Genomic DNA, 21,385 nt, shown 5'->3' with positions numbered 1-21,385 from the left:
CCGGAGATGGTTTTGACCATGAAAAATAGAATTTCTTTGTTTCTAATGCTGATGATTTTTGCTGGCGTGAGTCACGCAGAGCTGAAAATCGGTTTTGTCAATGTGGCCAAAGTTTTGGAAAAAGCACCACAAGCCGCCAAAGCAAAAACTCGCTTGGAAACTGAATTTTCACCAAGAGACAAAGCGCTGGTTTCTCAGCAAAAAGAGATTAAATCGCTGGAAGAAAAATTGGGCCGTGACACTGCGGTGATGGGCGAAGAAGAGCGTCATAGAATCGAAAAAGACATTCTGGACAAAAAACGCGATGCGGCTCGTGCACAACAAGAGTTCAGTGAAGATTTCAACATGCGTAGAAACGAAGAGTTGGGCAATCTGCAAAAACGCATTGTAGAAGCAGTAAGAGCGTTAGCCAAAGAAGAGTCTTTTGATCTGTTGCTGACCGACGGTGTTATTTACGCCAACGATCAAATTGATGTTACCAGCCGCGTTCAGCAAAAACTGGAAAACTTGTCGCAATAAGATTTTCCCCAATGCTTCCTGATTGAGGGAGCATGCAGCACTTAAGTTGGGGAGTTCCTAGTCTAAGCGAACTTCCCGCTTCCCCTCATTTCGCACAGAATACTCATGGCCGGCACACTCGATATTTTACAAATTCAGGAACTCTTGCCACATCGCTATCCTTTCTTGCTGGTAGACAGGGTGCTTGACTGCGAGCCGGGCGTGCGTTTGCTGGCTGTGAAAAACGTGACCTTTAACGAGCCGTTTTTTCAAGGCCACTTTCCGAGTCAACCTATTATGCCTGGGGTGTTGATCATGGAAGCCCTAGCGCAAGCTACTGCGCTACTGACGTCGCAAAGCAACGATCAATTGGGCAAAGGCACGATTTATTACTTGGCGGGCATCGATAACGCCCGCTTCAAAAAGCAAGTTGTTCCCGGTGACCAATTGCGCCTGGAAGTGACTTACATCAAACACAAGCGTCACCTCTGGTCCTTCGATTGCCGTGCGGAAGTAGATGGTGAACTGGCCGCCAGTGCGCAAATCATGTGTGCGGCTGTGGCAGCAGAGGCATAAATGATAGATCCCAGAGCGGTTGTGCATATCAATGCCGAATTGGCCGACGATGTTAAAGTCGGTCCGTTCTCGGTTATTGGCCCGGATGTGCAGATAGATTCAGGTACCGAGATTGGGCCGCATGTGGTGATTAAAGGTCCTACCGCCATCGGCAAGGATAATACGATCTACCAATTCACCTCGATAGGCGAAGACCCGCAAGATAAAAAGTACGCCGATGAAATCACCCGTCTGGAAATCGGCGACCGCAATGTAATACGCGAATTTTGTACGATGCACCGTGGCACGCAGCAAGATCGAGGATTGACGTTGATCGGCAGCGATAATTTGTTCATGGCTTACACCCACGTGGCGCACGATTGCGAAATTGGCGATCATGTGATCATGGCGAATGGCGCCTCGATTGCCGGGCATGTGCATTTGGGTGATCATGCTATTTTGGGCGGTTTTACCTTGGTGCATCAATTTACCAAAATCGGCGAATACAGTTTTTCGGCGATGGGTAGTGCAATCACTCAGGATATTCCGCCGTATGTGATGGTTGGTGGCAGGCCCACTCGGCCGCACGGCATCAATTCGGTGGGTATGGAGCGTAACGGCGTGCCGCCGGAAGTGATTCGGCAGATTCGCAAAGCCTATAAAATCCTCTATAAAAACAATCTGCGTCTGGAAGACGCCATCGAAGAAATGGAAGATATGGCCGGCGAAAGCAACGAACTTTCCAATATGGTCAGCTTTCTACGTAATGTCACACGCGGTATCCTCCGATAACCCCCCACGCATAGCCGGTATCGACGAAGTTGGCCGCGGCTGCATAGTCGGGCCGGTGGTTGCCGCTGCGGTGATTCTCGATCCACTCAGACCCATCGCGGGTTTAACAGATTCCAAAAAACTTACCGAAAAGAAACGCAAGCTGCTGGCCGAGCAAATCACGGCCAATGCCTTGTGCTGGGCCGTTGCTCGCGCCGAAGCCAGCGAAATCGACACTATCAACATCTTACAAGCGACGATGGTGGCGATGCAAAGAGCAGTGTCGCAATTGAACTATCGCCCGGATGCGGTCAAGGTGGACGGCAATCGACTGCCGGCACTGGATGTGCCTGGCGAAGCTATCGTACAAGGCGATTTGCTGGTTGCGGAAATTTCCGCCGCCTCGATCCTAGCCAAAGTCGCCCGCGATGAGGAAATGCAGACGCTGGATAGGCTGTATCCCGGTTATGCTTTTGCTATTCACAAAGGCTATCCTACCCAGCAGCATTTAGCGGCGTTACAACAACTTGGGATTTGCCCGCAGCATCGAAAATCGTTTGCTCCTGTTAAAAAGTATCTTGTTTAAACAGCCATGACGCCGAGTTTCGTTCATCTTCGTATTCATACTGAGTTCTCCCTGGTTGACGGTATCGTCAGAATCAAGCCCTTGGTAAAGAAACTGGCTGAGTATCAAATGCCGGCCGCGGCGATTACCGAACAAAGCAATTTGTTCTCGCTGGTTAAATTCTATAAAGCCGCACAAGGCGCCGGCATCAAACCCTTGATCGGCGCCGATGCGCTGATTTTCAATCCTGACGAGCCGGCCTCGCCGTTTCGCCTGACCATGTTGGCGCGCAATCAAAAAGGCTATGTGACGTTGACCGAGCTGATTTCCCGAGGCTACCAGGAAGGGCAGCACCAAGGGATACCGATGCTGCAAAAAGACTGGATTTCCGAGAATCATGAGGGTTTGATCGTGTTATCGGGAGCGATGGATGGTGACGTCGGTCAGGCTTTGTTGGCAGAAAATGCCGAGCAAGCTAAACGTTGTGCCGAATATTGGCGGGATTTGTTCGAAGACAGTTTTTACCTGGAATTGCAGCGGCTTGGTAAAGCGGACGAAGAGCGTTACATCAAATTAGCGGCGGATTTGGCTACCGAACTGGATTTGCCGGTCGTCGCCACCAACGACGTGCGTTTTATCAGTAAAAACGATTTCGATGCGCATGAAGTGAGGGTCTGTATCCATCAGGGCCGGGTGCTGGACGACAGCCGCCGGCCGAAAAATTACACAGCTCAGCAATACCTGCGTACTGCCGAGGAAATGGCCGAATTGTTTGCCGATATTCCGGAGGCATTGGCCAATAGCGTGGAAATTGCTAAACGCTGTAATGTCGAGCTGACTCTGGGCGAAAATTATTTGCCCGATTTTCCGGTCCCCGAAGGTATGACGCTGGACGACTATTTCAAGCACGCCTCGCGTCAAGGGCTTGAAGAGCGTTTAATCCAGTATCCGCCGATTGGCAAGGGCAGCTTCGCGGAGAACCGTAAAGTCTATGACGATAGATTGGAAGTAGAGCTGAACGTGATCACCCAGATGGGTTTTCCCGGCTATTTCATGATTGTTGCCGACTTTATCCAGTGGGCCAAGAACAATGCGATACCGGTAGGGCCGGGGCGGGGATCGGGTGCCGGTTCCTTGGTGGCGTATGCGTTGAAGATTACCGATCTCGATCCCATCGAATTCGATTTGCTGTTCGAACGGTTTTTGAACCCGGAGAGGGTGTCGATGCCCGACTTTGATATCGACTTTTGCATGGAGCGCCGCGACGAGGTGATCGATTACGTCGCTCGTCATTATGGCCGCGATCATGTATCGCAGATTATTACTTACGGTTCGATGGCCGCTAAGGCCGTGATTCGCGACGTGGGCAGGGTGATGGGTCATGCGTATGGCTTTGTGGATAGGCTGGCCAAATTGATTCCATTTGAAATTGGCATGACGCTGGATAAGGCCTTGCAAGACAGCGCTGAATTGAAGGCGTTATACGAAACCGAGGAAGAAGTTAAATCCTTGATCGATATGGCGCGTTCCCTTGAAGGGATTTCCCGAAATGCCGGCAAGCATGCCGGCGGCGTGGTGATTTCGCCGACCAAGCTGACCGATTTCAGCCCGTTGTATTGCGAGCAGGGCGGCGGCAATCTGGTCACGCAGTTTGATAAGGACGATGTCGAAGCGGTTGGCTTAGTTAAATTCGACTTCCTGGGTTTACGGACCTTGACGATCATTGATTGGGCGCTGCAAACCATTAATCGCCAACGCGCGCAGCGCGGTGAAGAGCCGGTGGACATAAGCCAGATTCCGCGCGATGACCTGCCCAGCTATGAATTATTAAAAAACGCCCAGACCACGGCCGTGTTTCAGCTCGAGTCGCGGGGCATGAAGGAGTTGATCAAAAAGCTGAAACCGGATTGCTTCGACGACATCATCGCGCTGGTGGCTTTATTCCGGCCCGGACCGCTGGAATCGGGGATGGTGGACGACTACATCAACGTCAAACATGGTGCCAAGGCCGAATATGCTCATCCCTTGCTGGAGCCGATTCTAAAACCCACCAATGGCGTTATTCTGTATCAGGAGCAGGTGATGCAGATTGCCCGGGAATTGGCCAGCTATACCCTGGGCGGTGCCGATATGCTGCGGCGGGCGATGGGTAAGAAGAAACCGGAGGAAATGGCCAAGGAGCGGGAAAAATTCATGTCGGGCGCGGTAGCGAACCAAATCGATGCGTCGATAGCCACCTATGTTTTCGACCTGATGGAAAAATTCGCCGGCTACGGTTTCAATAAATCGCATTCGGCTGCTTACGCCTTGGTGGCCTATCAAACGGCTTGGTTGAAGGCGCATTTTCCGGCTGCGTTCATGGCGGCGGTGATGTCGTCGGATATGGATAACACTGACAAAGTGGTGGTGTTGATCGATGAATGCCGGGAGATGAAGCTGGAGATTTGCCCGCCGGACATTAATGTTTCCGACTTTCGTTTCACGGTAAACGACCAGGGGCAGATTGTTTACGGTATAGGCGCGATCAAGGGTGTTGGCGAAAATGCAATTGAAGATTTATTAAAGGAACGGGCTGCCAACGGCGCGTTTGCGGGCTTGTACGATCTGTGCAAGCGTGTCGATTTGCGCAAGGTCAATCGCCGGGTTTTGGAAGCATTGATCAGAGCCGGAGCGCTGGATACCATCGATCCTAATCGTGCGGCGCATCTCGCTGAATTGACTACCGCCTTGCGAGTGGCCGAACAACACGGAAAAATGGCGTTGGCCGGTCAAAACGATCTATTCGGTTTGGCGGTACAAGTGGAAGTCAGCGACGGTGAAGCGGAAGCTTATTCCACCGTGGTCGAGCCGTGGACCGAAAAAGAAAAGCTGGAAGCGGAAAAGCAGACTTTGGGTCTGTTTCTGACCGGCCATCCCATCGCCGAATATCTGCCGGAATTAAAACATATCACCCACGGCTCGTTAGCCAGTCTGGAAGTCGATGCCGGCCGCTCCAGAGGTAAAATGGAAGCGCGTGTTGCCGGCCTGATCGTGGAAATGCGTACCCGGCAAACCAAGCAAGGCAAGATGATGGGCTTCGCAACGCTGGACGACCGTACCGGCCGGCTGGAAGTGGCGGCCTTCAGCAATATATACGACAAATACCGCAACCTGCTCAGCAAAGACACGATCCTGATTGCCGAAGGCTCATTGGCAATGGACGACTTTACCAACAGTCTGAGGATGACTGCCGAGAAGCTTTACAGCATGGAAGAAGCGCGGGAATTATATGCCCGCGGCATTACATTAACGATAGATCTGGCCAATAGCGGCCTGCCGTCCGGTTGGCTGGCAAGCCTACAGGCCACGCTGACGCCATTCTGCGGCGGTCAATGTCCAATCCAAATCGAGTACCGCACTGGCACCGACAAAGCGACCCTGCAATTGGGCGACGACTGGCGCGTGCGCCCGAGCGATGAACTCCTGATCCGCCTGCGGCGCTTGCTGTCTAGCGAAACGGTGCTGGTCAGATATTGAACTGGCGTTTGACGCATTGTATTTCTGGGAGCGGGGATAGGCGGGGTTCGGCTAAATGCACACATCGAGTGTGTATTGAGTTTACGGACCGCAACAAGCGCGAACGATGCTGAGCCCATTTGATTGATCTGGACATAAAAAAGGGAGGCCTGGGCCTCCCTGGTTTCGTTAAGCTGGAAGCTTATCGTTTAGCGGTCGGTACGTTTGTATTCGACACGGCGGTTGTAGGCACGGCCCTCGTCAGTTTCATTGGTATCGACGGGTTTGGACTCGCCGAAGCCAACCGCTGTCAGGCGTTTGCCTTCCACGCCTTGTTTTATCAGCTCGGCTTTAACTGCATTGGCTCTGCGCTCGGAAAGCTTTTGGTTGTAAGCATCTTTACCGTAACTATCGGTGTGGCCCTGAATCTCTATGGTCAAACCAGGGTTCATTTTCATGACTTCCACGGCGTTTTGGATCAGCGGGCCGTATTTGGCTTTGACGTCGGATTTGTCGAAATCGAACAGTAGGCCGCGGAACGCCCAGCAACCGTCTTTATCGACGATAGCGCCTTTAGGGGTGTCAGGGCATTTATCGGCACAGTTGCTTACGCCGTCTTTGTCGTCGTCTTGGGTTGAGCAATCGGCCACTTTGGGTGTGCCTGCTTTCAAGAAGACGTTTTTAACGAAATCACTCATGCCTTTGGCGCTGGTGATCGCTTCGGCAGTAGTCGAGAATCCGCAACCCGATGCATTGGCTAGGTCTTGCAGCACCGCTTGTCCGGCCACATCTTGGTCATTACCGACCCAGACTGTGTAAATGCATAGCTTGTCTCCGTACTGGGATTTAAGCGCTTCGGCAGTCGGTAGGGGCGAGACTTCCTCGATACCGTCGCTTAAAACGATTAAGGCGATATTGCCGGGAGCAGAGGTGATGTCTTTGCCGGACTCGCTTAGCGCCGTGGCCAGTGGGGTGCCGCCGCTAGAGCATTGTAGAGAGGTAATTGCAGTTTCGAAACCGGCCTGAGTGTAATTTTGCACGGCTTGGTTGAGATAAGTTGAGCCCCAAGACAGGCATGGGCCAAAACCGAAGCTGCGCAAACCGGATGTCAGCGGCATAACCGGAATGGATTTGTTAAACTTGTTGAGCAGATTTTTTTCGACATCCAGCTTGGTGCCGCTGTAATCCGCAGAATTTACATAGGTACGGCTCATGGATGAAGACGAATCATTAATCACGAAAAAACTGTTGGTTTTTTGTACCAGTTTTCCGGATTTAACCAGCGCGTTAAGGTCTTCAGGCTGGAAAGCCTGGAAATTATTGCTCGACTGCGTCGCGCAACCGGAAAGCAGCGCTCCGGCCAGAGTGGCCGTGAATAAAAGGTTTCTTTTCATGTATTGATTCTCCAGGTTATTGTTCTGCATCGACAAGGCCTAGCGTACCGCCTTGGTGTCTTAAGTCTAACATCAATCCCTTATTTTTAAATAGTGCGTTCATCTTAGCCGGGCGCCGTGAAATAATGCCGGTTTGTTTTTAATCCTTAGGCTTCCTTGGAGAATGTAATGGGCAAGATTTTATTTTTCTGTGCGATGTTTTTACTTGCCAGTGCGGTAAAGGCTGACAGCGTGAAAGAAATGGCTGAGCAGGGGAATGCGCAGGCTCAAGCCAAGTTGGCATCGCTGTATTTACTGGGCCGAGAGGGTTTCGAGAAGGAAGAGCGCAAGGCCGCGGAGTGGATGGAAAAGGCGGCGAATCAAGGTTTGCTCGATGCTCAGGTGGTCATGGGTGCGATGTATGATCGAGGCATGGGCGTGAATAGCGACAGAGATAAGGCTACCGATTGGTACGAAAAAGCTGCCAAACAAGGACATGCCACCTCGCTGGCGATTCTGGGCAGAAACGATGCAGCGAAAGGCAGCGTGCAATTTAATTACCAGGCGATGCGTTTAAACGCCTCTCGCTCCATTCCCGGCGAATATGCCAAGAAATTTTTAACAACTAAATAATTGACGATGAGTATTAGAACCCGCTTTGCCCCCAGTCCCACCGGTTATTTACATGTTGGCGGTGCCAGAACCGCTCTGTTTTCGTGGTTGTATGCGCGCAAACACGGTGGCAAATTTATTTTGCGAATCGAGGACACCGATCTTGAACGTTCCAGCCAGGAGTCGGTGAATGCAATTCTGGAAGGCATGACTTGGTTAGGCTTGGAATATGACGAGGGTCCGTTCTATCAGACGCATCGTTTTGATCGATACAAAGAGGTCATTCAGCAATTGCTGGCACAGGGAGATGCCTATTATTGCTACTGCAGTCGCGAAGAGTTGGAGGCTTTGCGCGAGCAGCAAATGGCCAACAAGGAAAAGCCGCGTTACAACGGCAAGTGCCGGCATGGCGTTGACAATCCGCAAGGCGAGCGGGTGGTGCGCTTTAAGAACCCGGAGCAGGGCGAAGTGATTATCGACGATTTAGTAAAAGGCCGCATCGTCGTTGCCAATAAGGAACTGGATGATCTGATTATTGCCCGTTCCGATGGTACGCCGACCTATAACCTGACGGTAGTAGTCGACGATATGGATATGGGAGTTACTCATGTAATACGGGGTGACGATCATGTTAACAATACGCCCAGGCAGATTAATATTCTGAAAGCCTTGGGTGCGCAATTGCCTGTGTATGCGCATGTGCCGATGATTTTAGGTTCCGACGGTGCAAGATTGTCCAAACGCCACGGCGCGGTCAGCGTGATGCAATATCGTAATGACGGATATTTACCCGAAGCTTTGTTGAACTATCTGGTGCGGTTGGGTTGGTCGCACGGTGATCAGGAATTGTTTTCCTTGGAAGAAATGGTGGCCTTGTTCGAGTTGGAAAAAGTCAACGTTTCCGCGTCCACGTTCAATACCGAGAAGTTGGTGTGGTTGAATCACCAGTACATTATGAATGGTGATCCGGCGCACGTCGCTCGGCATTTGGCTTGGCATATGGGGGAGCGTGGTATCGATCCGACCACCGGCCCGGCACTGGCGGATGTGGTTAAAGCGCAGCGCGAGCGATGCAAAACTCTGGTGGATATGGCCGCCGAGAGCGAATACTTTTACAAGGAATTCGACGCATATGAAGAAAAAGCCGCGAAAAAGAATTTCAAAGCGGGCGTGGACGATGTATTGCAACATTTACTGGTGCAATTTAGCGCTATCGGCGAATGGGAAGCTTCAGGCCTTCATCAAGTGGTATTGGACAGCGCGGAGCAGTTGCAACTTAATCTGGGTAAGGTTGCGCAGCCCTTGCGCGTTGCGGTTTGTGGCAGCGGCGTATCGCCGGCTATTGATCTGACTTTGGCTCTATTAGGCAGAGAGAAAACCTTGCACAGAATAGAGCGAGCGATCAGATACATAAAGAATGTAGAAAATTCCTAGACAAAGCTCTGAAAACCCGTATAATACGAGGACTCAACTACGGGGCCATAGCTCAGCTGGGAGAGCGCTTGCATGGCATGCAAGAGGTCAGGAGTTCGATCCTCCTTGGCTCCACCAAATAATAGTTGATTTAGTCCTGAGTCCCCATCGTCTAGTGGCCTAGGACACCGCCCTTTCACGGCGGTAACCGGGGTTCGAACCCCCGTGGGGACGCCAATTTGGCTAAAGTCGGTTAAGCCGGCAATTCGTATTAAAGAAGTCATTCTTAAAAAATAGTCTTAGTCCCCATCGTCTAGTGGCCTAGGACACCGCCCTTTCACGGCGGTAACCGGGGTTCGAACCCCCGTGGGGACGCCATCAATTCTTAAGGTTATAGCTCTGGCATAGTGGCAATAATGCGGTGCCAAGTTTGCTATGCCGTCTGTGTTAATTCAATATCTTAAGTCGAATCGCTATTTCTCTGGGATGTAGCGATTAGTTTCTTCTGTGCTGATCGCTTTAGTAGGGCGGTTTGATCTCGCGAAGCGTAAGGGTAAACCTAAATTGCTGATTTAAGTTTACCCTTATGGCGAATTAGAAAGATCTAATTTCGCAAATCGATTTGAACTGTACGCATGGTTATCTGAAGCCTTAGGTGGACGGATGGCCGGCCTCAATCATTACTTTTAGCTTAGAGCCCGGTTTGATGTCCGCCTTGTTTTTGGGAACGTTATTCCATTTGCGGAGCTCGGTGACGTTGACGTTAAATTTCTTCGAGATCTGCGCCAATGTATCGCCGGCTTTCACCGTGTAGCTGATTTGCTTGATGGAAGGCGCGGTCGATGCCACTGTTATACTGCTGCTGGTTTTCTTGATAGTCAGTTTTTGACCGGGTTTCAGCGCCGCTTTTTTGGGTAATTTATTCCAACTCACAATATCGTCTTTATCAACAGAAAAACGTTGCGAGACATCCCATAGGGTATCGCCTTTCTTAACCGTATATTGTTGTTTGCTTGATTGAGCAGGCGTTGGTGTGGATTGTTGCGATACTGCAGCAACAGCCGGTGTGGTTGGTTCGCCCTTTTGTGAATGAAAAGAGACCGGGATTAACAGGATTGAGCCTTGGGCAACCGTATCGTCGTCAAGATGATTGACATTGATAATCTCTTCGACGCTGGTGCTGTGTTTGCTGGCTATGCTTTTTAGAGTCTCTTTCTTGCCCACCGTATGGTGTTCCCATTTGATTCTCTCTTGGTGTGGCAATTCAGCCAGTTTTTCTTTAAAAGAATCGGCTTTGCTTACCGGAATCAGCAGATGTTGCGCGCCGTTCGGATCGGTGCTCCAGCGGTTATAGCCAGGATTGAGCTTTAAGAAATCATCTAGCGGGGTTTGTGCCATTTCGGCGGCTTTACCCAAATCGAGCTGGGACTTTACATCGACCAATTCAAAATAAGGTTGGTTGGCGAATTGATGCAGATTGACGTTGTATTTTTCCGGGTTGGCAAAGATCTTGGCGATAGCCAGCAGCCTGGGTACGTAAGCTGAGGTCTCGTTGTTCAAGTCCAAGGACCAGAAGTCGGTAGGCTGTCCGCGTTCGAGGTTTCTATCCACGGCGTTTTTTATATTGCCTTTGCCGGCGTTGTATGAGGCGAGAGCAAGTAACCAGTCGTTATTGAAAGTCTCGCTCAGTTCTTTCAGGAAGGTAGTGGCTGCCTGAGTCGATTGCACCACATCGCGCCGTGCGTCATACCAGCTATTCTGTTTTAACCCGTAAAGACGCCCGGTAGGCGGAATGAACTGCCAAAGACCGGATGCTTGAGCTGGCGACATTGCGTCAGGTCTGAAAGCGCTCTCAACCGCAGGTAACAGTGCCAGTTCTCCGGGGATATTTTTCGCTTCAATTTCGTTGAGGATGAAATATAAATAGGGCTCGGCGCGCTGTTGTACTCTGGTCAGATATTCAGGGTTTTTAAGATACCAGTTTACTTCGCGGTCGATTCTGGCATTATCGATTTCCGGTAAGGCATAAAGAGACAGCATCCTATCCCAGATGGTGGCGTGCTCTTTTGCTTCTACCTGTTTGTTATGGATTTTTCCGGCATTGCCATTCCGGGTAAATACGGAAAACTTGCTAGTTGATGATTGGCTTAGATGGTCTTTTTGCGCATGTTGGCTACAACCGGTTGCCAGAAAAATAGGTAGTAGATAAGACAGATGACGGCCTGATTTTTTGGAAATTGAGCGGGGCATTGTCTGAACTCGCTAAAATAAAAAAATTAGATCCTAGCATGGCTTTCTAAAATAGCCAAAAAAACATACCCTTAGCGGCGGTTAAATGAAGAGACAATTTCTGTTTGCGTTGTACCAAACCCCAAGGGGTAAGCTACTGCAAACCATGGAGGCCAACTATCTGCGAAGATCAATAACGGTGAGTTGTAAACAACAACAACTCCAGATCGGTGGCTTAGGTTGGGAAAATGAGTTCGTCGATTTTTCCTTGTATAAGAATTATCTAATTCTGGACGGCAAGGCCTTGGGTGATGCTGGCGCGTTGAAGGTGACTGCTAAGGCATTCAGCTTGCCTATTCAAACTGAATCGATGGATTTAGTCATACTTCCGCACATTTTGGAGTTCGACGCGCGTCGATTTCAAACCCTACGCGAAGTCAATCGCGTGTTAAAACCGGGTGGCGAATTGGTCATGTTGAATTTCAATCCGTTCAGTATGTCGGTACGTTTTCAGTTTTTATGGGACTGGAAGCTTGCGGAATCCTGGCGGGCGCATTTGATTACCAAAGCACGGGTATTGGATTGGTTGAAACTGATGAATTTCGAATTGTTAACGACTGCCGAGTTTGGGCTAGACAGTTACACCATTGCTCACGGTAAATTCGAGTTCAGCTTTGCGTCTTTGTTTGCGATGGCTTACGGCATTAAGGCGGTGAAAAGGCAATACACATTGATTCCTTTGACTGCGGCACAGCAACGCCGCACCAATTTAGCTGCGGTTGGATTGGGATTGAAATCGAACTTACATAGAAAGGTGGGCCATGACTGAAGTCATTATTTATACGGATGGTGCATGCAAGGGCAACCCTGGGCCAGGAGGTTGGGGCGTGCGCTTGGAATACCGAAATAAAGAAAAGGAGCTATGCGGCGGTGAACCTGAAACGACGAATAACCGGATGGAATTAGTGGCCGCAATACAGGCTCTGGAAACACTAACAAAACCGTGTAGCGTCAAATTGCACACTGACTCTAAATATGTTTTGCAAGGTATTACCGAATGGATGGCTAATTGGAAAAAGCGGGCATGGAAAACCGCGGCAAATAAACCAGTGAAAAACGAAGATTTATGGCGACGTTTGGATGCTGCTATCCAGCGTCACAACATCGATTGGATATGGGTGAAGGGACATGCCGGGGATGTCGGTAACGAGCGTGCCGATCAGTTGGCCAATCTGGGAATCGAGCGCTTGTCTCGCCGATAAATCACTTAAAATCAGGAAAATACATGTTAGGTTCGATAGCTGCTGCGTTAGTCGGCATTTGGTTTTACAACACGGCGGCACGCTCAAGTCGTCCGCCAATCTCATGGGCGGTGTCGGGTGTGGTGGTCTATTTTTTGGCGGCGCTGCTCTGGACTTTGGCTATCACGCCAAGTGTCAAAGATGCTGCAAGTCACAACCAAAGCGCCGCACTGATCTTCATCGTTCGCTATGCCTATATCGGGTTTGGCGTATTGGTAGCGATTTTGTTGAACAGTTGGTTGAATAAATCCACCGACTCTGAATAGCGCGCCAGTGTCGAATTGGTCGGTGTATATCATTCAGTGTGATGACGGTAGTCTGTATACCGGAATCAGTACCGATGTTGAAAGACGTTTCCGCCAGCATATGATGCAAAAAGGAGCCAAATACTTTAGAAGCCGTCAACCTCGGCAATTGGTGTTTGTCGAAGCGGGACATGATCGTGTTTCTGCCTCAAGAAGGGAAGTGTTCATCAAAAAAATGAAACGTACTGAAAAACTTCATCTTATCGCAATGTGTAGCTGCTTATAGCGGCCGAATTGGATGGGAGTCAATATTTTGGGGATAGCTATTTTTTCGTAATGCGGATAGATTTGAGAATGATTTGCATTAGTTGTTGTAGGGGTTTTATACTCGAGTCTCAAATTCTTGGAGACCGATATGAAGCCATTAAACTCAAAACTTAGCGCCGCGATTTCGGCGATTGTCGTCAGTGCCGGGGTAAACGCTGCAGGTATTCCCGCCGAAAAGCCGCAGACCATGGATGAAATGTGGAAGATCATTCAGGCTCAGCAGCAGCAGATTGACAGCATGACCAAAAAGTTGGAAGCGGTTGCGCAAAAGGCGCCTACAGGTGAAGTCAGCAATTTGGAGCGTAAAACTAATGTGTTGACGGAAGAAGTGGAAAAACTGCGTACCGAATTGGTGGTGCCGGAAAAAGTCGAATACAAAAGTGCCTACGGTTTGGGGCCGGCTGCTTCCAAGGTTTATCAAGTCGGCAAGGGTCTGTCCTTAGGTGGCTATGGTGAGGCCAATTATCAGGCGCGAGTTGATGATCAGGGTGGGCGTAATGCGGCAACCGGCACCGTCAATAATCCGGATAATACAGATTTCGAACGACTAGTCATTTACGCGGGTTATAAGTTCACTGACAGCATACTGTTCAACAGTGAAATAGAGTTCGAACATTCCTCGACCGGCAATAACGGATCGGGTAGCACGGGCACTGTCTCCGTTGAAATGGCCTCCTTGGATTTCTTCATCGACCCGCTGGTCAATGTCCGGGCCGGGATGGTGTTAATGCCGATGGGCTTTATCAACCAGATACATGAGCCGCCGTTTTTCTTCGGTAACAATCGCCCGGAAGTCGAAAGACGCATTATTCCCAGCACTTGGCGTGAAAACGGTGTGGGGTTATTCGGTGAATTGTTGCCGGGTCTGACCTACACAACCTATGTGGTTAACGGTATGAACGCTAAGAATTTTGGCGCTGACGGCATTCGTAGCGGCCGGCAATCAGGAGGACAGGCGTTGGCGGAAGATTTGGCTTATGTCGGTCGCGTGGACTATGCGCCGCCGATGTTGCCTGGCGTCATGGTGGGCGGCTCGGCGTATGTCGGTAATTCCGGGCAGAATCAGCTGTATAACGGGCGGCAACTCGAAGTAGCAACGCAACTTTACGAAGCCCATCTGCAATGGAAATACCGTGGCCTGGAATTTCGTACTTTGGGTTCCTGGGGGCATATCGGCGATGCAGCCTTGCTGAGTGTTGCCAATGCTAAAAGTATTGGTGAAGAAAACTATGGTTGGTACAGCGAAGTTGGTTACGACATACTGCCGCACTTTGCGCACGATACGACCCAATATCTCGCCCCTTTCGTGCGTTACGAGCGTATGGATACTGTTGCCAGCGCTTCGACATGCGCAAATGCCATTTGTCGAGACGATCTGACCAGAGACGTCGAAATCTACCAAGTCGGCCTCAACTACAAACCCATTCCCAATGTCGTGATCAAGGCCGATTACCGTAATTTCACCCAAAAATCGGGCACCTCTCCCGACGACTTCAATTTGGGTGTAGGCTTTATATTTTAAAGTGGCTGGATAGTTGCTTCTTAAGCCCCGCCGGTTCATACGGCGGGGTGCATCGGTATATAATGCCTTCTTAAATTGCTTATGCGCGTATCGGCTTGGCAAATTGTTTGCCGGTCTCTATCATAGCCGCCGTATTGTTCACTCCCTGGATTTTTCCCACTCATGCTGATTTCAAAAACTCGTCGGCTTATGCTGACGCTGCTGGTTTTTTGTTTAACGAGCGTAAACCTTGTCGCCGCTGTGTTTTACAGCAAGGACGAAGCGATGAAGCTGGCCTTCGGCGACGACGCTACTGTGGAAATGCAATCGTTGTTTCCCACGCCAGAGGAAGTGGCGCAGATCGAACAGCTTGCGAAGGTCAAGTTGGAATCCAATCTGTTTAGTTTTTATGTGGGTAAGAAGCAAGGTGCAGTGATCGGCTATGCCGCGATTGAGGCCCACACTGTCAGAACTAAACCGGAAACCTTGTTAGTGGTACTAACGCCGGATGGCAAATTGCGTAACGTTCATACGCTGGCGTTTCATGAGCCGCCGGAATATCAACCGCCGGAACGCTGGATGGCCTTGCTGGCTAATCATTCCATCGAAGAGTTGAGCCTGAATCAGGATATACAGGGTGTGGCGGGGGCAACGCTCAGCACCCGAGCCGCAATTAACAGCGCGCGCAAGGTATTGGCGATTTATCAAGTTCTCATCCAAAACAAGCCCAAATAATGCGTTTCTTTGTAACCGGCGAGCAAAATCGCCAGCTGTTGATCAATACTTTGATCTTGATGTTCTTGGCCTATGTGGCCTTATTGTGGATCAGCAATGGTCTGATGTATTTCCATAAAATGAATCTCACCCCGGAGTCGGTGATTTCTTACTATTTGGGAAACGAGCAAGAGTTTAACGAACCGAAAAGCTATCAAAGTTTGCTGGAAGTCAGTCATTTTCATTTATTTGCCATGGGTATGTTGGTATTGACGCTCACGCATCTGATGCTGATGACCTCGTTGCCGACTCTGATGAAAGTCTGGATCAGCGCAATCGTTTATGCCGCGGCAATTGCCGATGAAGCGGCGGGTTGGTTGGTGCGTTATGTCGATCCGGCTTTTGCTTATTTCAAAATAGCCGCGTTTTTATTATTGGAAACATCCTTGTTCCTGCTGATTGTAATAGTCAGTTTGTCGTTGATTGAATCGCGCCGGCAACTGCGTTAAAACCGATTTCCCTATTGCCCTACTTGATGCATTGGCGCATTCTCCGATTGTGCTAATGTCCTAAAAATGGCTAGGTCGTTGACTACCGATGTTATCCAGCGCCGCGCCATTATTCCCCGAATTCTTTGAATCCAAGCCCGGAGTAGAATCATGAACAAACATTTACAACAAGTTAGAGATTTTCACCGGAAATTCGCTATCAAGCAGCCCGATGACGGCGAGATCGGGCACTTGTCAGATATGGATATTGTGCTGCGCCAAGCGCTATTATTGGATTGCGGTAGCGAGACCTTTAAAGCCATTGCCAGCGGCGACCTCATCAAAATTTTGGCTGGGCTGGTGGATTTATCCTTTAATGCGCTGGCGGCTATCGCGAGCCGGGGCGATGAGGTGGTCAGTGTGTCCGCCAACTGGCGGCAAGATGGTTCAGTGCTGTCAGTGATGCGGGTGCTGTCCGAGAAAATCAACCTATGTACTTCCGGCGAGACCGTGCATTATTCCGGCTTATATGCGATTTGCGTGCATTTGTCCCAGCGTTTCGTGAATGCCGATTTCGACGAAGCTTTTCAAATCGTCTATCAACATCTGATGAGCGGGCGCGGCGATGCTGAGCGTTTGGATTTAAGCCCGGCGCTATTCGAATAACAGCGAGCGTCACTATGGCAGAACAACACTACACGCTCGGTTTCGTCGGCATCGGTCTGATGGGGCAACCTTTAACCATGCGGCTTCTGGCGGCGGGTTTTCAGGTGAATGTCTGGAATCGCACTGCCGCTAAATTGGCTGTGGTGGCTGGCGCCGGTGCGAAGGTCTGTGGCAGTGTCGGCGAATTGGTAAAAGCCTCCGATGTGGTGATTTTGTGCCTGGCCGACACCATGGCCGTTGAAGCGATGGTGACGGAACACATTATCGCCAACGGCGCTGCCGACAAACTGTTGATTGATTTATCCAGCATTCATCCGGAAGCTACCCGGCGCATGGCATTTCAATTGCAGACAGCTTGCGGCATGCGCTGGGTCGATGCGCCGGTATCCGGTGGCACGGCCGGGGCAGAGCAGGGTAGTTTGGCGATTATGGCCGGCGGTGCGGAACAAGACATTCAAATTGCCCGTGAAGTATTGCGGCCGCTGTATAGCCGTTTGACGCATATGGGGCCGGTCGGCAGTGGTCAGACCACTAAAATCTGCAATCAGATGATCGTCAGTTGCAATGTGCTGGTGATCGCGGAAATGATGGCGCTGGCCAATTCGGCCGGCGTCGATGCCGCAAAAATTCCGGAAGCGCTGGCCGGCGGCTTTGCCGATTCCAAGCCTTTGCAAATCGTTGGCCCGGAAATGGCGGACCAGCGTTTCGAGCCGGTAAAGTGGCGCGTGAAAACCTTATTGAAAGATTTAAATATGGCCGTCGATTTAGCCGGCAAGCAGGGCAGTGCGATACCCATGTCGGGCTTGGCGGCGCAACTCATGCAATTGCACGGCAGTAGCGGCTTTTTGGAGCAAGATCCCTCGACACTTATCAAACTGTACGCCCAAGACTGATGCTGCACTTTTCAGCCAATCTGAGTTTATTATTTACCGAGTTGCCCTTGCCGGAACGGTTTCAGGCGGCTAAACAGTGCGGTTTCGACGCAGTGGAAATCCAGTTTCCCTACGCGCTGCGAGTCGAACAAATCGGTGACCTATTGGCTCAACAAGACTTAAAGCTGGTGTTGTTCAATGTCGATGCCGATACCTTGCTGCAGGGCGGCGAGGGTTTGGCGGCGGTTCCGGAAAAACGCGATCAATTTAAAGCCGCGGTGGAGCAGACGCTGGCTTATGCCGAACGATTAAAGCCCTGCGTTATTAACGTGTTACCGGGGCGCTGTTTCGACCCGCAACGCTTGGGCGAATATCACACTACTTTGCTGGAAAATCTGGTTTACGCCGCAGCAGCTTTTGCCGGGTTGGGTATCAAAACCGTATTCGAGGCGGTCAATAGCCACGAGATGCCAGGTTTTATCGTCGACACCGGCGACAAAATGCTGGATGTGCTCAAGCAAATCGATCATCCAAACTTATTCATGCAATACGACATTTATCACATGAGCCGGATGGGCGAAGATTGCGCCGGATTTTTGCGCCAACATACGGATAGAATCGGGCATATTCAATTTGCCGACTCTCCAGGCCGCGGCCAGCCGGGTACGGGCGCCGTAGATTTCAAAATTTTGTTCGATGTTATCGCAAACTCGGATTACCAAGGTTGGGTGGGTGCCGAGTACCGGCCGACGATTGAGACCGCTGTCAGTTTGGAATGGTTGAAAACCTACGCGGTGAAATAATCGGGCGGTATAATCTCGCTGCCTTACTCACCTGTTGATTGCCATGTCCAAACATAATTTCACGATACATCACGCCAGTTTGATCGTCTCCGATACCGAGCAATCGCTGCTTTTTTACCGCGATGTGTTAGGAATGGAGCAGACCGAACGGCCGAATCTACCGTTCCCGGGCGCCTGGCTGCAAATTGGTGCGCAGCAAATTCATTTGTTGGAATTGGAAAATCCCGATCCCACTACCGGCAGACCGGCGCATGGCGGCCGTGATCGGCATGTGGCGATGCATATCGATTCGGTTGATGCTCTACGCGAAGATCTGGAGCGGGCCGGTACGGCGTACACGCTGAGTATCTCCGGCCGTAAGGCGCTGTTTTGCCGGGATAGAGACGGCAATGCGCTGGAGTTTATCGAGCGGCCTTGAGAACCATGTTCGGACGGCTTTTTTTCGGCGGACTACTGATAGGCAGCCTGGCCATGCTGCTGTTTGTGCTGGGGTTTGTGTGTTTGCAGTTTGGCTTGGTTTTGTTGATGGGGCTGTTTTATCTGTTAGCCAGTAAAGTGATGTTGTTGGCTTTGGGTCTGCTGGCTTTGCTGAGCGTGCTGACCTTATTTAAAGCGGTTTACCGTGAGCTGCGCGGGTATTTCAGTCGCGAATCGGCGGCGGTACGGCAGCTGTTGTCTTTGCAGATTCGTCGGCAAAATATTGAGCGGCGCCAGGCTGCGGAATGCCGGCAGTTGAGCTATCTGAGCAGATTCAAGCGGCAACGCCTGCTGGTAGCCGATAACCGCAAACAGGCCAGGGCCTTGTCCGCGGCAATTGGCCATGAATTGCAAGCGGTGCGGGAGCAACTGCCGGCCGCTCGATATAAAAATCTGCGCAAAGCCTTGCGTACCTATCGTAAACAAGCCGATGCTGCGGCAATGCTGGCTTTACGCCAACAACTGCATGTCGTCGATTAGCCGTTGGCTGGGCGAAGCGCTGGCGTTTTTGCGGCGCAGTCGCGACGACAATTTGCAATGGCATTTATCCAGGCACGAAGATGTTGCCGAACTGCGGCAAACCAAGGCGCTGGCGGAACAGGCCTTGGTGGCGCAACTGAAAAAACAGTCGCAGCAATTGGCTCACGAGCTGGCCGTCAACAAAGCCCGCAACAGCAACGAGTTGGCGATGGTGAAAACCCAATGTCAGCAGGATTTAAAAGACTATCAGCAATATCTGCAATCGCTGGATAAGCTGAAGGAGTCTTTGCGCAGTAGTTACGCACATCTACCGGAAGCGGTGGCGTTCACGATTCACCATCACGCCAAGCAGTTATTGAATCGGATGTGGGATACCCAAGAGCCGCAGGAAAAAATGAAGATTGAAATGCAGTTGTTGCAGTTCATGACAGCGGTGCATGAAGACAGCCAGGCTTCTTTGCAAGGCGAGGGAAACGACGGTTTGCCGCAACGGGCACTGGCTTTTATCGATGCGGATTTGGCGGACTAGATCGGCTGGAAATAGCCTTCAATGTCTCTAACCATTTTCTTGTTTAACGCAAACATCACCACGTGATCGCCTTCCGCGAATACGGTGTCGTGATGCACCGGAATCACTTCCTTTTCGCGAATCAGCGCGCCTAATATCACGCCGTCCGGTAAATTGACCTGGTCTACCCGTAAGCCGACCACTGAGCTGGAGTTCTTGCTGCGGTGAGCAATCGCTTCGATCGCTTCCGCACTGCCGCCGCATACCGAGCTGACGCCGACCACGTCGCCTTTACGTACGTGTTTGAGGATGCCGCCCAAGGTTTCCAGTTTCGGTTGAATCGCCAGATCGATTTCGGTGCCGTCCAACAACTTTAGGTAGGAATTATTGTTAATCAGGCAGATTGCCTTTTTGGCGCCGAGTTTTTTCGCCAGACCGGCGGCAATCAGGTTGATGCCGTCGTTATTCGTAATCGCGCAGAACAGATCGATGTCTTCGATCATTTCTTCCTGCAGTAGCGATTCGTCGGTACAGTCGCCATGCAAAATTAAGGTGTTACGCAAATCGTTGGCGATTTCCCGCGCTCGCTCGATGTCTTGCTCGATGACTTTGACGTGGTAGTTTTTTTCCAAGGCAATGGCCAGCCGCTTGCCGACGTGGCCGCCGCCGGCCAACATAATGGTTTTGATCGGCGATTCCAGTTTATGTAGATCCACCAGGGTTTTACGGACCTTATCGCGCGGGCAGACAAAAAATACTTCATCGCCGGTGGCAATCACCGCCTCGCCGTTTACCGCGATGGCTTTGCCGTCGCGGAAGATCGCCGCGACCCGGATCATACTGTCGGCCAGTTTTTCTTTGACGGCGTGGATGCGTTTGCCTGTCAGAAAGCCGGTCGGTACCACGCGAATCGAAAACAGCCTGACCAAGCCGTCGGCAAACTCGGACACATGCAGCGCGCCGGGGTATTTGATCAGGTTGTGGATGGATTCGGTGACAACCTGCTCAGGGCTGATGACAATATCAATACCGCCCGGCGCAAATAATTCCGGATGGTTGAGAAAATCGATGGCGCGCACTCGGGCGATGGTTTTGGGTTTGCTATACAGGGTGTTGATCACCTGACAGGCCAGCATATTGGTCTCGTCGCGGTCGGTAACGGCAATCACCATGTCGGCGTCCTGAATCCCGGCTTGTTCCAGCACGCTGGGATGGGCAGCGTTACCTTCGACAGTGGCTATATCCAGGCGGCCTTTTAATGCGGTGAGCAAGTGGGCATTTTTATCGATAACGACAATATCGTTTTCTTCACTGGCCAATGCGCCGGCAACCGAAGAGCCGGTCACACCGGCACCGAGAATCACTATTTTCATAAATTGTTAAAGCCAGTAATGATGTCGAATGCTTGCCGCCACAAGGGCCGAAGCCGGCGAATTATACGCTGATCGATAGGCTTGTCCATGTTCCAGAGAGTGCTAACTTTGCGGCGATG

Annotated in this window: 23 protein-coding genes and 3 tRNA genes; 23 read left to right on the top strand and 3 right to left on the bottom strand. The window is 50.8% G+C overall.

Features of this window, described 5'->3' with window-relative positions; translation table 11 throughout:
* The first annotated feature begins 18 nt into the window (after positions 1–18).
* The 5 genes from ACR02O_RS17065 (at position 19) to dnaE (ending at position 5,905) form a co-directional block, all read left to right on the top strand.
* Positions 19–519 (top strand): OmpH/Skp family outer membrane protein, encoded by a 501-nt coding sequence (locus ACR02O_RS17065; RefSeq protein WP_020485707.1) that lies wholly within the window; start codon positions 19–21, stop codon positions 517–519.
* Positions 520–624: 105 nt separating this feature from the next.
* The gene (fabZ, locus tag ACR02O_RS17060) at positions 625–1,074 is read left to right on the top strand and encodes a 3-hydroxyacyl-ACP dehydratase FabZ (RefSeq protein WP_033155210.1); all 450 of its coding nucleotides are present in this window, start codon (positions 625–627) and stop codon (positions 1,072–1,074) included.
* The gene (gene lpxA, locus ACR02O_RS17055; protein WP_033155209.1) at positions 1,075–1,845 is read left to right on the top strand and encodes an acyl-ACP--UDP-N-acetylglucosamine O-acyltransferase; all 771 of its coding nucleotides are present in this window, start codon (positions 1,075–1,077) and stop codon (positions 1,843–1,845) included.
* Positions 1,820–2,410, top strand: a complete 591-nt coding sequence (rnhB, locus tag ACR02O_RS17050; protein ID WP_458137891.1) for a ribonuclease HII — start codon at positions 1,820–1,822, stop codon at positions 2,408–2,410. The genes lpxA and rnhB overlap by 26 nt, the downstream gene beginning before the upstream one ends.
* 6 nt (positions 2,411–2,416) lie before the next feature.
* Positions 2,417–5,905, top strand: a complete 3,489-nt coding sequence (dnaE, locus tag ACR02O_RS17045; RefSeq protein ID WP_458137890.1) for a DNA polymerase III subunit alpha — start codon at positions 2,417–2,419, stop codon at positions 5,903–5,905.
* A 188-nt stretch (positions 5,906–6,093) separates the two neighbouring features.
* Here dnaE and ACR02O_RS17040 read toward each other — a convergent pair whose 3' ends face one another.
* Positions 6,094–7,278, bottom strand: a complete 1,185-nt coding sequence (locus ACR02O_RS17040) for an OmpA family protein (RefSeq protein WP_033155207.1) — start codon at positions 7,276–7,278, stop codon at positions 6,094–6,096.
* 168 nt (positions 7,279–7,446) lie between these two features.
* Between ACR02O_RS17040 and ACR02O_RS17035 the strand changes: the two genes are divergently transcribed.
* The 5 genes from ACR02O_RS17035 (at position 7,447) to ACR02O_RS17015 (ending at position 9,660) form a co-directional block, all read left to right on the top strand.
* Positions 7,447–7,890, top strand: coding sequence for a tetratricopeptide repeat protein (locus ACR02O_RS17035; protein ID WP_458137889.1), 444 nt, complete (start codon positions 7,447–7,449; stop codon positions 7,888–7,890).
* Positions 7,891–7,896: 6 nt separating this feature from the next.
* Positions 7,897–9,303: a glutamate--tRNA ligase gene (gene gltX / locus ACR02O_RS17030; protein ID WP_494522060.1), complete on the top strand. Its 1,407-nt coding sequence runs from the start codon at positions 7,897–7,899 to the stop codon at positions 9,301–9,303.
* Between the two features lie 41 nt (positions 9,304–9,344).
* A tRNA-Ala gene (locus ACR02O_RS17025) sits at positions 9,345–9,420 on the top strand.
* A 23-nt stretch (positions 9,421–9,443) separates the two neighbouring features.
* Positions 9,444–9,519 (top strand) — tRNA-Glu (locus ACR02O_RS17020).
* Between the two features lie 65 nt (positions 9,520–9,584).
* Positions 9,585–9,660 (top strand) — tRNA-Glu (locus tag ACR02O_RS17015).
* Positions 9,661–9,933: 273 nt separating this feature from the next.
* Here the strand turns inward: ACR02O_RS17015 and ACR02O_RS17010 are convergent.
* Positions 9,934–11,532, bottom strand: coding sequence for a lytic transglycosylase (locus ACR02O_RS17010; protein ID WP_494522059.1), 1,599 nt, complete (start codon positions 11,530–11,532; stop codon positions 9,934–9,936).
* 85 nt (positions 11,533–11,617) lie between these two features.
* Here ACR02O_RS17010 and ACR02O_RS17005 point away from each other — a divergent pair, with 85 nt between their 5' ends.
* The 13 genes from ACR02O_RS17005 to ACR02O_RS16945 all read left to right on the top strand — a co-directional run bounded on the left by ACR02O_RS17005 (position 11,618) and on the right by ACR02O_RS16945 (position 19,914).
* Positions 11,618–12,340, top strand: a complete 723-nt coding sequence (locus ACR02O_RS17005; protein ID WP_101055427.1) for a class I SAM-dependent methyltransferase — start codon at positions 11,618–11,620, stop codon at positions 12,338–12,340.
* Positions 12,333–12,773, top strand: a complete 441-nt coding sequence (rnhA, locus tag ACR02O_RS17000; RefSeq protein ID WP_101055429.1) for a ribonuclease HI — start codon at positions 12,333–12,335, stop codon at positions 12,771–12,773. Before ACR02O_RS17005 ends, rnhA begins: the two co-directional genes overlap by 8 nt.
* A 23-nt stretch (positions 12,774–12,796) precedes the next feature.
* Positions 12,797–13,078 (top strand): hypothetical protein, encoded by a 282-nt coding sequence (locus ACR02O_RS16995; RefSeq protein ID WP_494522058.1) that lies wholly within the window; start codon positions 12,797–12,799, stop codon positions 13,076–13,078.
* Between the two features lie 7 nt (positions 13,079–13,085).
* Positions 13,086–13,343, top strand: coding sequence for a GIY-YIG nuclease family protein (locus ACR02O_RS16990; RefSeq protein WP_494522057.1), 258 nt, complete (start codon positions 13,086–13,088; stop codon positions 13,341–13,343).
* A gap of 129 nt (positions 13,344–13,472) precedes the next feature.
* Positions 13,473–14,906, top strand: a complete 1,434-nt coding sequence (locus ACR02O_RS16985; RefSeq protein ID WP_494522056.1) for a porin family protein — start codon at positions 13,473–13,475, stop codon at positions 14,904–14,906.
* Between the two features lie 162 nt (positions 14,907–15,068).
* Positions 15,069–15,620, top strand: a complete 552-nt coding sequence (locus ACR02O_RS16980; RefSeq protein ID WP_205800452.1) for an FMN-binding protein — start codon at positions 15,069–15,071, stop codon at positions 15,618–15,620.
* Complete coding sequence (locus ACR02O_RS16975; protein WP_205800454.1) at positions 15,620–16,108, top strand: Aq_1264-related membrane protein; 489 nt, start codon at positions 15,620–15,622, stop codon at positions 16,106–16,108. The genes ACR02O_RS16980 and ACR02O_RS16975 overlap by 1 nt, the downstream gene beginning before the upstream one ends.
* Positions 16,109–16,258: 150 nt before the next feature.
* A complete protein-coding gene (locus tag ACR02O_RS16970; protein ID WP_033155197.1) occupies positions 16,259–16,753 on the top strand; it encodes a nucleoside triphosphate pyrophosphohydrolase family protein in 495 nt (164 codons plus the stop codon).
* A 14-nt stretch (positions 16,754–16,767) separates the two neighbouring features.
* Positions 16,768–17,646 carry an NAD(P)-dependent oxidoreductase gene (locus ACR02O_RS16965; RefSeq protein WP_033155196.1) on the top strand — a complete coding sequence of 293 codons (879 nt, stop codon included), beginning with the start codon at positions 16,768–16,770 and terminating at the stop codon, positions 17,644–17,646.
* Positions 17,646–18,428: a hydroxypyruvate isomerase family protein gene (locus ACR02O_RS16960; RefSeq protein ID WP_494522055.1), complete on the top strand. Its 783-nt coding sequence runs from the start codon at positions 17,646–17,648 to the stop codon at positions 18,426–18,428. Before ACR02O_RS16965 ends, ACR02O_RS16960 begins: the two co-directional genes overlap by 1 nt.
* A 43-nt stretch (positions 18,429–18,471) precedes the next feature.
* Positions 18,472–18,846, top strand: coding sequence for a VOC family protein (locus tag ACR02O_RS16955; RefSeq protein WP_033155194.1), 375 nt, complete (start codon positions 18,472–18,474; stop codon positions 18,844–18,846).
* Between the two features lie 5 nt (positions 18,847–18,851).
* The gene (locus ACR02O_RS16950; protein ID WP_415880518.1) at positions 18,852–19,385 is read left to right on the top strand and encodes a hypothetical protein; all 534 of its coding nucleotides are present in this window, start codon (positions 18,852–18,854) and stop codon (positions 19,383–19,385) included.
* Complete coding sequence (locus ACR02O_RS16945) at positions 19,372–19,914, top strand: hypothetical protein (RefSeq protein WP_415880519.1); 543 nt, start codon at positions 19,372–19,374, stop codon at positions 19,912–19,914. Before ACR02O_RS16950 ends, ACR02O_RS16945 begins: the two co-directional genes overlap by 14 nt.
* Here the strand turns inward: ACR02O_RS16945 and trkA are convergent.
* On the bottom strand, positions 19,911–21,266 hold the full coding sequence (gene trkA, locus ACR02O_RS16940) for a Trk system potassium transporter TrkA (protein WP_205450593.1): 1,356 nt from the start codon (positions 21,264–21,266) through the stop codon (positions 19,911–19,913). The genes ACR02O_RS16945 and trkA overlap by 4 nt on opposite strands.
* Positions 21,267–21,385: the final 119 nt, after the last annotated feature.

The sequence above is a fragment of the Methylomonas sp. PHL2-19 genome (assembly GCF_059331595.1).
This window is presented reverse-complemented; position numbering and strand designations above follow the sequence as displayed.

What these genes read in the sequence shown, in the direction of transcription:
- ACR02O_RS17065 (WP_020485707.1), top strand. Translation starts at nt 19, where the DNA reads ATGAAAAATAGAATTTCTTTGTTTCTAATGCTGATGATTTTTGCTGGC.
- fabZ (WP_033155210.1), top strand. Translation starts at nt 625, where the DNA reads ATGGCCGGCACACTCGATATTTTACAAATTCAGGAACTCTTGCCACAT.
- lpxA (WP_033155209.1), top strand. Translation starts at nt 1,075, where the DNA reads ATGATAGATCCCAGAGCGGTTGTGCATATCAATGCCGAATTGGCCGAC.
- rnhB (WP_458137891.1), top strand. Translation starts at nt 1,820, where the DNA reads ATGTCACACGCGGTATCCTCCGATAACCCCCCACGCATAGCCGGTATC.
- dnaE (WP_458137890.1), top strand. Translation starts at nt 2,417, where the DNA reads ATGACGCCGAGTTTCGTTCATCTTCGTATTCATACTGAGTTCTCCCTG.
- ACR02O_RS17040 (WP_033155207.1), bottom strand. Translation starts at nt 7,278, where the DNA reads ATGAAAAGAAACCTTTTATTCACGGCCACTCTGGCCGGAGCGCTGCTT.
- ACR02O_RS17035 (WP_458137889.1), top strand. Translation starts at nt 7,447, where the DNA reads ATGGGCAAGATTTTATTTTTCTGTGCGATGTTTTTACTTGCCAGTGCG.
- gltX (WP_494522060.1), top strand. Translation starts at nt 7,897, where the DNA reads ATGAGTATTAGAACCCGCTTTGCCCCCAGTCCCACCGGTTATTTACAT.
- ACR02O_RS17010 (WP_494522059.1), bottom strand. Translation starts at nt 11,532, where the DNA reads ATGCCCCGCTCAATTTCCAAAAAATCAGGCCGTCATCTGTCTTATCTA.
- ACR02O_RS17005 (WP_101055427.1), top strand. Translation starts at nt 11,618, where the DNA reads ATGAAGAGACAATTTCTGTTTGCGTTGTACCAAACCCCAAGGGGTAAG.
- rnhA (WP_101055429.1), top strand. Translation starts at nt 12,333, where the DNA reads ATGACTGAAGTCATTATTTATACGGATGGTGCATGCAAGGGCAACCCT.
- ACR02O_RS16995 (WP_494522058.1), top strand. Translation starts at nt 12,797, where the DNA reads ATGTTAGGTTCGATAGCTGCTGCGTTAGTCGGCATTTGGTTTTACAAC.
- ACR02O_RS16985 (WP_494522056.1), top strand. Translation starts at nt 13,473, where the DNA reads ATGAAGCCATTAAACTCAAAACTTAGCGCCGCGATTTCGGCGATTGTC.
- ACR02O_RS16980 (WP_205800452.1), top strand. Translation starts at nt 15,069, where the DNA reads ATGCTGATTTCAAAAACTCGTCGGCTTATGCTGACGCTGCTGGTTTTT.
- ACR02O_RS16975 (WP_205800454.1), top strand. Translation starts at nt 15,620, where the DNA reads ATGCGTTTCTTTGTAACCGGCGAGCAAAATCGCCAGCTGTTGATCAAT.
- ACR02O_RS16970 (WP_033155197.1), top strand. Translation starts at nt 16,259, where the DNA reads ATGAACAAACATTTACAACAAGTTAGAGATTTTCACCGGAAATTCGCT.
- ACR02O_RS16965 (WP_033155196.1), top strand. Translation starts at nt 16,768, where the DNA reads ATGGCAGAACAACACTACACGCTCGGTTTCGTCGGCATCGGTCTGATG.
- ACR02O_RS16960 (WP_494522055.1), top strand. Translation starts at nt 17,646, where the DNA reads ATGCTGCACTTTTCAGCCAATCTGAGTTTATTATTTACCGAGTTGCCC.
- ACR02O_RS16955 (WP_033155194.1), top strand. Translation starts at nt 18,472, where the DNA reads ATGTCCAAACATAATTTCACGATACATCACGCCAGTTTGATCGTCTCC.
- ACR02O_RS16950 (WP_415880518.1), top strand. Translation starts at nt 18,852, where the DNA reads ATGTTCGGACGGCTTTTTTTCGGCGGACTACTGATAGGCAGCCTGGCC.
- ACR02O_RS16945 (WP_415880519.1), top strand. Translation starts at nt 19,372, where the DNA reads ATGTCGTCGATTAGCCGTTGGCTGGGCGAAGCGCTGGCGTTTTTGCGG.
- trkA (WP_205450593.1), bottom strand. Translation starts at nt 21,266, where the DNA reads ATGAAAATAGTGATTCTCGGTGCCGGTGTGACCGGCTCTTCGGTTGCC.